9 protein-coding genes are annotated in these 11,468 nt (G+C 62.8%); 5 read left to right on the forward strand and 4 right to left on the reverse strand.

Annotation, left to right across the window (positions count from 1 at the left end; genetic code table 11):
* Positions 1-85 precede the first annotated feature (85 nt).
* Together C4J84_RS11215 and C4J84_RS11220 are read left to right on the forward strand one after the other, a co-directional pair.
* Positions 86-1,714, forward strand: coding sequence for a PvdJ/PvdD/PvdP-like protein (locus C4J84_RS11215; RefSeq protein WP_124370479.1), 1,629 nt, complete (start codon positions 86-88; stop codon positions 1,712-1,714).
* 222 nt (positions 1,715-1,936) lie between these two features.
* Complete coding sequence (locus tag C4J84_RS11220) at positions 1,937-3,289, forward strand: Fic family protein (protein ID WP_124370480.1); 1,353 nt, start codon at positions 1,937-1,939, stop codon at positions 3,287-3,289.
* 90 nt (positions 3,290-3,379) lie between these two features.
* Here C4J84_RS11220 and C4J84_RS11225 read toward each other — a convergent pair whose 3' ends face one another.
* Positions 3,380-3,571 (reverse strand): hypothetical protein, encoded by a 192-nt coding sequence (locus tag C4J84_RS11225; protein ID WP_124370481.1) that lies wholly within the window; start codon positions 3,569-3,571, stop codon positions 3,380-3,382.
* Between the two features lie 116 nt (positions 3,572-3,687).
* On the reverse strand, positions 3,688-4,410 hold the full coding sequence (locus C4J84_RS11230) for a pirin family protein (RefSeq protein ID WP_124370482.1): 723 nt from the start codon (positions 4,408-4,410) through the stop codon (positions 3,688-3,690).
* Positions 4,411-4,589: 179 nt separating this feature from the next.
* On the opposite strand from C4J84_RS11230, the gene C4J84_RS11235 reads away from it, so the two are divergent.
* Both C4J84_RS11235 and C4J84_RS11240 read left to right on the forward strand, forming a co-directional pair.
* Positions 4,590-5,540 carry a GlxA family transcriptional regulator gene (locus C4J84_RS11235; protein ID WP_124370483.1) on the forward strand — a complete coding sequence of 317 codons (951 nt, stop codon included), beginning with the start codon at positions 4,590-4,592 and terminating at the stop codon, positions 5,538-5,540.
* A gap of 149 nt (positions 5,541-5,689) precedes the next feature.
* Positions 5,690-7,141 carry a winged helix-turn-helix domain-containing protein gene (locus tag C4J84_RS11240; protein ID WP_124370484.1) on the forward strand — a complete coding sequence of 484 codons (1,452 nt, stop codon included), beginning with the start codon at positions 5,690-5,692 and terminating at the stop codon, positions 7,139-7,141.
* Here the strand turns inward: C4J84_RS11240 and C4J84_RS11245 are convergent.
* Complete coding sequence (locus C4J84_RS11245) at positions 7,088-9,859, reverse strand: winged helix-turn-helix domain-containing protein (RefSeq protein ID WP_124370485.1); 2,772 nt, start codon at positions 9,857-9,859, stop codon at positions 7,088-7,090. The genes C4J84_RS11240 and C4J84_RS11245 overlap by 54 nt on opposite strands.
* A 58-nt stretch (positions 9,860-9,917) precedes the next feature.
* Positions 9,918-10,316 carry a helix-turn-helix domain-containing protein gene (locus C4J84_RS11250; protein WP_124362564.1) on the reverse strand — a complete coding sequence of 133 codons (399 nt, stop codon included), beginning with the start codon at positions 10,314-10,316 and terminating at the stop codon, positions 9,918-9,920.
* Positions 10,317-10,520: 204 nt separating this feature from the next.
* Between C4J84_RS11250 and C4J84_RS11255 the strand changes: the two genes are divergently transcribed.
* Positions 10,521-11,429: a LysR family transcriptional regulator gene (locus tag C4J84_RS11255; protein ID WP_124362565.1), complete on the forward strand. Its 909-nt coding sequence runs from the start codon at positions 10,521-10,523 to the stop codon at positions 11,427-11,429.
* The last annotated feature ends 39 nt before the right edge of the window (positions 11,430-11,468 follow it).

The raw sequence follows: 11,468 nt of genomic DNA on the forward strand, positions 1-11,468 counted from the left end.
AAATTTAGCGGGCGGCCCAGCGCCGGTAAATTTCCCCCGGCTGAAAACGTTCTAGCTCTGATTAAGCCGTTTCCTAAGGTAGACAATGACGATCTCTCGACGTGGGTTCATCGCAGGCCTGGCGCTGACCGGCGCTGCCGTGCCTGCGGCCTTTTATGCCCATCGCGAGCTGACGCGGGAAGACGAATTCCCGATCACCCCCGGCGAAGCCACGGTCGACCTGGCCGACACCCAGGGCCAGCACTTGGCGAACACCTTGCGCGGCGTGTGGAACCTGCGTCTGGAAGGCCGCGATGCCGGCCTCAAGGGCCTGCCGTTGCAGGGCCTGCAATTGCTGCTGGATATCGCACCCCGTGGGCGGGGCTTGCGCGGCTACCTGGACACCGCCGAAAACCTGCGTGGCGACGACGAGCCGCGCTACCGTGTCTTGGGCGATCTGCTGACGGGCGAGGGCGCGTTGCTCTATTGGCGTCTGATCGACCGCGATTCAGCGGCGGGTATTCCGGCCTACGAATTCAAGATGACCCTCGATGAAGTCTGGGCCGACTTCGGCAATGCCGGCAGCGCCACCCTCAGTGGGCAGATCCTCGACCTTGAGCGGCCGTTGGCATTGACCGAGCGCGACAACCGTTTTATCGCCCACAAACAGCTGTTCCCCGAAGCCCGCCAGCGTATCGGCCTCAACGAGGCCCTGCTGGCGTGGCTGATTGCCCCCGAACATCGCCTGTTTCACCAGCTGTGGCACGCCAGCCGTGACCAATGGCACAAACTCTCCGAGGAAAAACGCGAAGCCCTGCGCGGCATCGGCTGGCAACCCGGCCCGCGTGGCCAGGAGCGCGATGCGCGGGGCAAGCGCAAGGACCGTAACGGCTCGGGCATCGACTTTTTCTTCATGCACCGCCATATGCTCGGCACTGCCCGCTCCCTGCAGGAGCTGCCGTCATGGCCGCACTTTCCCGCGCCGCAGCCGGCGCTGGAGCGTGATCGCCAGGGCTTTTTGCGTTACTTCGACAACCACGACGGCTTTGCGCTGCCGCCCTGCTGGTCGGCGCCGGACGACGCCGATTACACCCAGTGGGTCAGCGACATCAAGGCCGCCGAGACCTACCACAGCAATTTCCAGGTGTGGGAATCCCAATACCGCGACCCGCGCTACCTGGCCCGCTTGACGCTCGGCCAATTGGGCTCGGAAATGGAATTGGGCCTGCACGACTGGCTGCACATGCGCTGGGCCTCGGTGCCGCGCGACCCCTCCAACGGCGCCCCGGTGCCGTTTGCCCGCGACCCTGCGGACTTTGCCGCGCGCTGGTATGCGCCGGAAAACGACTTCCTCGGCGATCCGTTTTCATCTCATGTCAACCCGGTGTTCTGGCACTTCCACGGCTGGATCGATGACCGTATCGAAGACTGGTTTCGCGCCCACGAACGCTTTAATCCCGGCGAAGTAGCCCGGCTCGAGGTCAACGGCGTAGCCTGGTTTGCGCCGGGGCGCTGGGTTGAAATAGCCGACCCCTGGCTCGGCCCGGACACCCATGGCTGCAGCACCACGCCGGGGTTGCAGCAGGGACGCTCGATGGAAATGGACCCGGAAATCATGAAACTGGCCCTGCGCATCACCTTCGGCGCCGATGACGATCTGCTCAAGGGCCTGTTCAAGCGCGTGCCGCAGCGGCCGTGGTATGCGCGGCACTTGAAGGTCAAGCGCGAAGGGTAAGAAGAACCCGCACACCTGTGGCGAGGGAGCTTGCTCCCGTGACGGCCTCCCAATCGACACAGAAGATGGGGTGGGAGAGCTTCAGGACTGCTGCGCAGCCCAGCGGGAGCAAGCTCCCTCGCCACAAAGTGCAGCGTAATGCAGTTTTCTGCGCTGCACACGTTGACACGTTGGTCGTTAGGCGTAACGATCAACTCAATTTTCAAAAATTGAGTTTCAGTTGTGGCAAAAATCCATAAACCCACTGATTTCGGCACGTTATTGAGTCGCCATGGCTTGCAGATTTTCGAGCTTGCACGCATTTTCAAGGCAGTCGATGACAAAGGCCGATATCTGCATTGGGATGAATTTCGCCGTTACCCCACACCCGGCGTCAATAAGGAAGCGGCATGGGCCGCCATCAAGATGTCCCGGGCCTGTGCAAGCAAGACCCTTGAGCTCAAGAGCGAATGCGGTAGCGCTTTTTTCTTATGTTCCACGGATTTCAGTGATGCGGTGATTCACGCCGTCGAGTCTGTGACCTCCAGCCTGGGCGGTGCAGCAGCGGCGTCTCCTCAGTACCGCGATAATGCTCAGTACCTGGTCGATTCATTGATGATGGAGGAGGCAATCTCCAGTGCCCAGCTGGAAGGTGCGGCGACTACGCGCAAAATCGCCAAGGACATGCTGGCCAAGGAGCGTGCGCCGCAGAATGATGATGAGCGGATGATCCTCAACAACTATCACCTGATGAAACATGCCAAGTACAACCAGGGCGAAGCGCTATCTGTCGCGTTGATCTGTGAGTTTCATGCCATCGCAACGGCGGGTATTGAAGAGGACGATGTTCGCCCTGGGCATATCAGGACGACCAACGATATTTTTGTTGGCGGCGCCGGGAATGAAATCATTCATCAACCACCCCGGGCCGCAGTGCTGCCGGACAGGCTCGAGGCGCTTTGCAGGTTTGCCAACGATCAGCATGACGGCCAAGGCGGCGCGCACTTTATCCATCCAGTGGTCAAGGCCATCATCCTTCATTTCATGCTGGGTTATGAACATCCCTTCAGAGACGGCAACGGTCGGACCGCACGCGCTTTGTTTTATTGGTTCATGCTCAAAAGTGGTTATTGGCCCTTTGAGTACATTTCCATCAGCGCACTGCTTAAAGAAGCCCCCATGCAATATGGGCGTTCATATATCCATACGGAAACCGACGGGTTCGATCTGACCTATTTCGTCATTTACCAGTTGCGGATCATCGAACGCGCAATCAACGAATTCATGTTGTATTTCGAGGGTAAAAGACGAGAAGCCGTAGAGCTGATGAGCTGGTTGGATGCCCTTGATTTAAAGGAGGGGTTGAATTACCGACAGGGCCATTTCTTGAAGAAAGTGCTGCAGCATCCTGGGCGCATTTATACGCCCAAGGAACTCACCCATGACTATGACATTTCGGAAAACACCGCACGCAAGGATCTTGAAAAGCTGGTCGGTATGAAACTTTTATTCAAGGTACAGGAAGGAAAAAGTTTCCTATACATCGCGCGGGACGATGCGCAGGCCAACTTGAAGAAGCTGACAGCCATAGGTTGAGCGTTTCAAACCTGCTTTAACGCATAAATCGAAGACGAAAAAAAACCGGCTGATCAGGCCGGTTTGGGGTGTCCCTTCAACAGCAGGGGGTTATACCTGGTTGCTCAGCAAACGGTCTGCACCGCCTTCAGCCAGGCCGCGTTCCTGCAAGCGGTCCGCACCGCCTTCGGCAACGCGGGTTTCAATCAGACGTTCCGCGCCGCCTTCAGCGACTGCCGGGTGGGCGAAAGCGTTTGCAGCCAGTACCGAGAAAGCGAGGCTAAGCAAGAGTTGGCGTTTCATGAGTGTGTGCTCCGAGTGTCTTGGTTGGGTGCCGTTTGGCATGGGTTTGATGTTACGCGTCGCAGTTTTTAAGAGAACTTCATTGCGCTGATGGTGACTATCGATGCCAACAATGGTCATGGCATCTGCGGCAGTTCGTTGGGGCGCAGGTCGAACACCAGCACCTCGGCGTCTTCGCCGTGGCTCAGGCGAACCTCGCGCTCGTCCCGTACCCGCACACCATCGCCTTCCTGCAAGCGCTGGCCATTGAGCTCGACACTGCCGCGCGCCACATGGATGTAGGCGTAGCGATCCGGCGCCAGGTCCAGTTGCGCGCTTTCATCGCCATCGAACAACCCGGCGTACACCCGTGCATCCTGGCGAACGTTCAACGAACCGTCGGCGCCATCCGGCGAGATGATCAACTGCAGGCGTCCGCGTTTTTGCGCTTCACTGAAGTGCTCCTGCTGATAGCGCGGCTTGGCCCCGGCTTCGTTGGGCACGATCCAGATTTGCAGGAAGTGCACGCCCTGGCGCTGGCTGTGGTTGAATTCACTGTGAGCCACGCCGCTGCCGGCACTCATCAGCTGCACATCACCGGGACGGATCACCGAGCCGGTGCCCAGGGTGTCCTTGTGTTCCAGGGCGCCTTCGAGCACATACGAGAAGATTTCCATGTCGCGGTGCGGGTGCTGGCCGAAGCCTTTGCCGGCGGCGACGCGGTCATCGTTGATCACCAGCAGGTCGGAAAAACCCTGCTCCTTGGGGTTCCAGTAGTTGGCGAAGGAGAAGGTGTGAAATGACTTCAACCAACCGTGATTGGCGGCGCCGCGTTCGGAAGCTTTGCGAAGGGTCAGCATGGTCCAGTCCTCAAGTGAGCGCGGGCTGCGAAATGCAGGGCGCTTGCGTTGAGAAGAAGGTTAATGGTTAACCCTAAATTCATTAAGAAGATGAAATCTGAATAACTGTCATATCTGGGTTGACAGTAAAGTCATGCCATAATGCGCGTCGCCTTTCTACTTGATGGACATTCCCACCTATGAAAACCGTGGCCATGGCGTTGTTCCCGGACTTCCTGCTGCTCGACATGGCCGGGCCGCTCGAAGTGTTTTCGATTGCCAACCGCTACCTGCCGGCGGCCGACCACTACCGCATCCTCACCATCGGTACCGAACCCGGGCCGTTGCGTGCCTCCAATGGCGTGATGGTGCAGACCGACCTGCTGCTGGAACAGGCCCAGGCGGACTACGACCTGCTGCTGGTACCGGGCGGCCCGGGTGCCTATAACGAATGCCATCCTGCGCTGCTGCCCTGGCTGAAGGCGGTGGCGCCACGGGCCCGGCGTTTCGGTTCGATCTGCACCGGCGCCTTTGTGCTCGGGCATGCCGGCTTGCTTGACGGGCACCGCGTGACCACTCATTGGCACTACACCGAGCGCCTGATCAAGGCGTTCCCCCACGCCAGGGTCGAGACCGATCGCATCTACCTGCAGGACCGGCGCCTGATCACCTCGGGCGGCGTCACTGCCGGTATCGACCTGGCCCTTTCGATTGTCGCCCAGGACCACGGCAAGCAGGTGGCGGTGGACGTGGCCAAGGTGTTGCTGGTGGTGATGAAGCGCCAGGGTGGCCAGGCCCAGTTCAGCCCGATGACCGCTGCCGTGGCGCCCCAGGAAACCGCGATCACCCGTGTGCAGCACCATGTGCTGGCGCATCTGGACCAACCCTTTACCATCGAGTCCATGGCCGAGCTGGCCGGCATGAGTGCGCGCCACTTTGCGCGGCTGTTCGCCAAGGAAGTGCAGATGACACCCATGGCGTTCCTGCAAGGCGCGCGCATCGACCGCGCCCGGCAGTTGCTGGAAACCACCGATTTACCGCTCAAGACCGTGGCCTTCCACGCCGGCTTCGGCAGCGTGCGGCATATGCGCTTTTTGTTCAGTGAAAAGCTCGGCCTGAACCCTACCCAATACCGACAACAGTTCAGTTAACGACACAATGTCCGTCTGAGGCACCCGATTGTCCGTATCGCTCCCCGTGCCGGGATTGTCCTGTCATCCCTAGCTGGCAAGATAAGCCCGAGCCCACGGAAAAGGATGCGCAGGCACTCAAGCACGGGTGTTTCAGCGCGGTTACGGACATGAATGATTCTGCGGCGGTGAGCTTCGGCCCCTACACCTTTCATCGGCACCAGCGCCTGGTCAGCAAGGCCGGTTGGCCGGTGCCGCTGGGCGGGCGGGCGCTGGATATTCTCGCGGTGTTGCTGGAAGCGCCGGGGCACTTTGTCAGCAAGGCGACCTTGATCGAGCGGGTCTGGCCCAACAGCGTGGTCGAAGACAATAACCTGCGCGTGCACATTGTCGCGTTGCGTCGCGCCCTCGACGGGCAGCGTGTCATCCTCAACCATCCGCAGCGTGGCTACTGCTTCGCCGCGCCCGTGCAAGGCACACTGCCGACGGTGCCGGCACAGCACAACCTGGTGGCACGGCTCAGCCCGGTGCTCGGTCGCGATGAGCTGGTGGCTGTGCTGGTGCGGCGCATCGCCGGGCAGCGCCTGTTGACCCTTACCGGGGTGGCCGGCATCGGCAAAAGTACGCTGGCCCTGGCCCTCGCCGAGCGTGTGGTGCCCCGCTATCGCGACGGGGTGTGGTGGGTCGACGTGACCAGCCTGCAAACCCCGGGCGAACTGCTCGGCCATCTGGCCACGGTATTACAGCTGGACCCCGCCGACAGCCTCGACGAGCTGACCCGACAGTTAGCCTCGCGCCAGTTGTTGCTGGTACTCGATGGGGCCGACCTGCTGCTCGGTGCCTGTCGCACGCTGGTGCGCACATTGGGCGAACGGGCACCGCAGGTCAGCGTGCTGATCAGCAGCCGCGAAGCCTTGCTCGCGCCTGGCGAATGGGTGGTGCGGGTGCCACGGCTGAGCGTGCCGTCACCGTCAGCGTTGGCCAGTGTCGAGCAGGCCATGGCCTGGCCTGCGGTGCAACTGTTCGTCACACGGGTACGCGCCAGTCAGCAGGGTTTTGCGTTGCGGCCTCAGGAGTTGGCGCCGTTGCGTGAGATTTGCCGGCGGCTGGACGGCATCCCGTTGGCCCTTGAACTGGCCGCCGCCCAGGTCGACGCACTCGGCATCGGCGGTGTGCAGCAGCAATTGTGCATGGGCTTGCACGGGCTGAGCCGCGGGCGTCGCACGGCGGTGGAGCGGCATCGTTCGCTGACCGCCGCGCTGGAATGGAGCTATGCGCGCCTGAGTCTGCCGGAGTGCTGGCTGTTCCTGCAGCTGGGCTTGTTCAAGATGGCGGTGACCCTGCCCACCTTGAGCGAAATGGTGAGCGGTACCGAGCTTGAACACGCCGACCTGTCTTACCTGCTGACGCGCCTGGTGAATATGTCGCTGCTGAGCGTCGAGCCCGGCCTGGGCCCGACGCGCTATCGCCTGCTCAACTGCGTGCGCAGCTACGCCTTGGCGCAACTGCGTGACCCGCGTCAGGTAGCGCGCCTGCAACAAGGCTACGGGGAGTGCCTGGGCGCGTTTTCAGGCCGGCCGTTTGTCCTGCAACTCGTCGAGCAGGCGGCGTACGCGCAGTAGATCCTGGGTGGCGAAGCCTTCGGTAAATCTTGCGTAGAGGGGGTTCAGCAAGTCGATGCCTGCCTGCTTGCGTCCTTGCTGTTGCCAGAGTTGCGCCAGGGAGCCCGCACACCGCAGCTCCCAGGCCAGGGCGCCTTGCTGGCGTGCCAGGCCGAGGGCTTCGAGCAGCAGCGTCTGCGCGCCCTGGGTATCACCTTGCAGCGCTGCCTGCCCGGCGTAGACCCGCAGGATTTCCGGGGCACACCAACCCGCCGCGCCGCTGCGCGCCCGTTCGAGACCTGGCTCATCGACGTGCTGCATGCCGAAGGTGACCAGGGTGTCCTCGATCAGCCCCAGGCCCTGTAAATCCCCGTTGCCCAGGATGCCGGCGTAATGCCCGGCCCAGGTCTGGAACAGTTGCACCGAATGCGTGTGGGACTGCTCCAGCAGCAGGCTTTGCAGGGTTTGCGCATCGTCTTCGGCACCGTTGTAGCGGGCGATCACCACACCGGCCAGGGCCAGGGTGTAGCAGATCGACGTACCGTGGTTGATCTGCAGCGCCAGTTCCAGTGCCTGGCTGGCGGTGCGCCAGGCGCGTTCGGGAAAGCCCTGCAACCAGAGGATTCGCGCCAGTACGGTCAGGGACGCGACACTCTGGTCGTATTGCACGCCGATGCCGTGGGCGAAGCGGTTCACGTGGGCGCTGTGGCTCATGCGCTGCAGCACCTGCTCGGCCTGCTGTCGGGCCAGCGCCTGATGGCCGGTGTAATGCTGGGCCAGGGCGCGCAAGCGTTGGGTGCTCAGGTCCAGCAGCGGCTCGGTGCGCGGGTCGAGGCGATCGAACTGCCTGCTCTGTTCCAGCGCTTGAACATAGCGCCCGGCGCACAGGTTCGCCGCCATGTGCCCGGAGACCGCACGCAACTGGCCGGCCAGGTCCTGGCGCTCTTCAGCCAGGCGTGCGGCCCCGACAAACGCGGCGATGGTCTGGGGCGCGGCGCCCACGGCGTGGTAGGAGAGGCTGCCCAGGGCCAATTGCAGCTGCAGGGCCAATTGCGTGCAGGGCGCTTCGACCCGATCGATCAGCGCCAGTGCCTTGTCCACATAGCCGGCGTGCTCGCGCAGCAGCGACAGTTCCTGCCACAGGGGCATCGCACTGACCGTCAGCCGGATCGCCAGCAAGTGCCCCGCAGTGTCGGCAAAGCCCCAATCGAGGGCGGCGCGCACGTCTTCACGCAGCGGGGCGTAGCGGTCGATCCAGGGCTGTGTGGCAATCAGTTCCCAATCGCCCTGGGCCTGTTCCATCAGGGCCAGGCAGCGTGCCGCGTGACGCTCGCGGGTGGCTTGCAGCTCGCCGGCGAGGCTGAGCTTTTCCAGGGCGTAGGTGCGGGTGATATCGAGCAGACGATAGACCATCTCGTCCTCGCTGGCGTCCACGTTCAGCAGCGACTTGGCCACCAGTTGTGTGATCGAGCCCAGCACTTCGGTGGGGGCTATATGCTCCCCGGCGATCACCGCCGCCGCGCTGACCAGGCTGAAGCCGCCGCGAAACACCGCGAGCCGGCGCAGGCAGATTTTTTCGCAGTCGGTGAGCAGATCGAAGCTCCAGTCGAGCGTGGCCCGCAGGGTCTGCTGGCGGGGCAGGGCGCTGCGCCGCCCGCGGGTCAGCAGGCGGAAGTTATCTTCCATCTGCACCAAGAGCCCCGCTAAGCCGAAACGCTCGATCTGCGCGGCCACCAGCTCGATGGCCAGGGGAATGCCGTCCAGGCGCTGGCAGATATCAATCGCCAGCGGCAGTTCGGCGTCGCTGAGGGCAAAGCTGTCTTGATGGGACATGGCGCGTTCGATCAGCAGCTGCATGGCCGGGTAACCCAGGGCCTGGGCGCGGTTGCCGGTGGCGGGCGGGCAAGTCAGCGGTTCGAGGCGTTGCACGTATTCACCTTCGGCGCGCAGGGCTTCGCGGCTGGTGGTGAGGATGTGCAGGTGCGGCGCATGGCGCAGCAGGGTTTCGCTGATCAGGGCGATGTCGTCGAGCAGGTGTTCGCAGTTGTCGATCACCAGCAGCATCTGGCGTGCCTGCAGGCTGCGGGCAAAGCCGGTCAGCGGCGCATGCTCGCCAGGCGGGACGCCGAGTAGGGCGGCGAGGTTGGGCAGGATCATCGAGGCGGCACTGAGTGGCGCCAGGTCGAGCAGGTGGATGCCGTCGCGGTAATGGCCGATCAGCAACTCCGCCACGCGCAGGGCGACGGTGGTCTTGCCGATGCCGCCAGCACCGGTGAGGGTGATGAAGCGTTGCTGCGGCAATTGCTGCACCAGGGCGTCGATCAGCGCCTGGCGGCCGAGCATGCGCGTGCGCCGCAGAGGCAGGTTGTGACTTGGGCGTTGGGGCGCGCCGTCGGTGGGTAGCGTCATCGGTTCGATGCTCAGTGGCGCGACAAAACTGTAGCCGCGCTGGGCGACCGTGACGATATAGCGCTGCCCGGCCTGGCCGTCGCCCAGGGCCTTGCGCAACGCGGCCATGTGCACCCGCAGGTTGCCGTCTTCCACCACGCTCTTGGGCCAGACCCGTGCGATCAGCTCCTGCTTGCTCACCACATTGCCGGCGTGCTCGAGCAGGATCAGCAGGATATCCACCGCCCGCCGTCCCAGGCGCAGCGGGCGACCGGCCTCCAGCACCAGGCGCTCACGCGGATGGATGCGGTAGGGGCCGAAGTGCACGGCCTGGTCGCTCAAGTCATTCATGGCTGCACGGGTTCAGGAGTCAAGGAGGGGCCAGCATATTCCAGGTGCATCAAGACCACTAGGCGGCGATCACCTCGGGTTTGGGGCGCGAGTGGTGGTTTCGCCAGGTCATCGGGTTCACACCTTCGCTGCGAGTGAACATATGACAGAAGTGCGCCTGGTCGCAGAAGCCACATTCCAGGCTGATTTGAGTGAGGCTCAGGGACGAGCCGGTGATCAGTTCCTTGGCGCGCAGGATGCGTTGCTGGCGAATCCATTCCTGGGGCGATACCCCCGTGGAGCACTTGAATGCGCGGGAAAAATGGCTGCGCGACAAGGCGCATGCCTGGGCCAGCTCGGCAATGCTCAGGCTTTCGCCGAGGTTGGCGAGAATCAGCTGCTTGGCGATACGCTCGCGCCGGGGGCATAGGCCTCCGGTGGCGGATAAACGAGGGGCATATTGCTCGAGTCGGGCCATGACAAATATCCGCAGTCGATGGGAGCGTTCCCGGTGAATGGATGCAGTGTAGACGCCGCTTATCTTGTTGCCGGACCGCCTGGCTGACGAGTTAATCGTTGTTAATTTCGCCAGGTGCGGGCGTGGAAAAGACAGCACAGGTATGCAATCCAGAGCGTTCCGGGCATGCTTTCCTGACCCCCTGCACACCGTTTGGATACCGCCATGAACCGCAACGACCTGCGCCGCGTCGACATGAACCTGCTGGTGATTTTCGAAGCGCTGATGTTCGAGAAAAACCTGACCCGGGTCGCCGAAAAACTCTTTATGGGCCAGCCGGCGGTGAGTGCGGCACTGGGCCGCCTGCGCGACTTGTTCGACGACCCGTTGCTGCTGCGCAACGGTCGCGGCATGGAACCCACGCCACGGGCGCTGGCGATACTCAAGGAACTGCAACCGGCCATGGACACCATTTCAGGCGCCGTCAGCCGCGCCAAGGATTTCGACCCTTCCACCAGCTGCGCGGTGTTTCGCATCGGCCTGTCCGACGATGCGGAGTTCGGGCTGTTCCCACCGCTGCTCAGCCGCCTGCGCGAAGAAGCGCCGGGCATCATCGTGGTGGTGCGCCGGGCCAACTTCCTGCTGATGTCGTCGCTGCTGGCCAGCGGCGAAATCTCGGTGGGGGTGAGCTACACCACGGAACTGCCGGCCAATGCCAAGCGCAAGAAGCTGCGCGATATTCCCTGCAAAGTGCTGCGCGGCGATGATGGCGAGGCGCCACTGACCCTCGACGATTATTGCGCCAGGCCCCATGCGATGGTGTCGTTCTCGGGCGACCTGAGCGGCAATATCGACCTGGATCTGGCACGCATCGGCCGCTCGCGGCGGGTGGTGCTGGCGGTGCCGCAGTTCAGCGGGTTGCGCGCCTTGCTGGCGGGGACGCAGATCATCGCGACCGTGCCGGACTACGCGGCCTGTGCGTTAACCGAAGGCACCCGCCTGCGGGCCGAGGACCCGCCGTTCGCGATTGATGCGGCAGAGCTGTCGATGGTGTGGAGCGGGGTGCATGACAATGACCCGGCCGAGCGCTGGTTGCGGGGGCGGATTGCGGAGCATATGGCGGCGGCGAACTGACTCCCACATAAAAGCCAAACAGCACATACATCCAATTCC

Origin of the sequence: Pseudomonas sp. R11-23-07 (genome assembly GCF_003852295.1) — a bacterium.
Taxonomy (GTDB): domain Bacteria; phylum Pseudomonadota; class Gammaproteobacteria; order Pseudomonadales; family Pseudomonadaceae; genus Aquipseudomonas.